Here is a 650-nt window from a genome sequence, read left to right on the forward strand (position 1 = left end):
AAGCTTCTAACTGAACACTTACCGAGGCCCCGTTTATCAGGGGGCTGTCGTAACTCCTGAATTTACCGAACCAGTTGAATTGAAGTACTCGTCCGAGGACGGCCGTCTTGCGGGTTTTTCCGATCTGTAGCTGACTGTCGGTATGGATATCCTTACTGATAGTCGCCAAGTGCGTCGCCTTGAAATTGTGGAGACTGGTCGGCGTCGGCGCTGGTCGGTTGCCGAGAAGCTGCGGATTGTCGAGGAGAGTTTTTCGGGTCCGCGGCTGGTGTCGGCGACAGCGCGGCATCATGGGCTTTCGAAACAGCTTCTGTTTTCGTGGCGCAAGGCCTATCGCGAAGGACAGCTTGGCGGCTGTCAGGTAGGTGGATTTGTGCCGGCCCAGATTGTGTCGGAGGTCCAGTCGACGACGGAGCGTGCGGCGCCGGCGGCGACTGGCACTCTGGAAGTCGTGACCGCGAATGGCCGACGCGTGATCGTGGACCGCAACGTCGATGTTGCGGTTTTGCTACGGATCATGCGAGGGCTGGAGACACTACGGTGATCCCGATCCCGACGGGCGTGCGAGTGTGGCTGGCGACGGGCCATACCGACATGCGGTGTGGCTTTCCGAGCCTGGCTCTGCGCGTGCAGGAAGTGCTCAAGCGCGA

General features: G+C 60.0%; 1 protein-coding gene. It reads left to right on the plus strand.

Annotated elements, in window-relative coordinates:
• Positions 1 to 142: 142 nt before the first annotated feature.
• Positions 143 to 544: an IS66-like element accessory protein TnpA gene (gene tnpA, locus AACY49_RS29850; RefSeq protein WP_339527793.1), complete on the plus strand. Its 402-nt coding sequence runs from the start codon at positions 143 to 145 to the stop codon at positions 542 to 544.
• The last annotated feature ends 106 nt before the right edge of the window (positions 545 to 650 follow it).

Origin of the sequence: Pseudomonas sp. EL_65y_Pfl2_R96 (genome assembly GCF_963970905.1) — a bacterium.
GTDB lineage: Bacteria > Pseudomonadota > Gammaproteobacteria > Pseudomonadales > Pseudomonadaceae > Aquipseudomonas.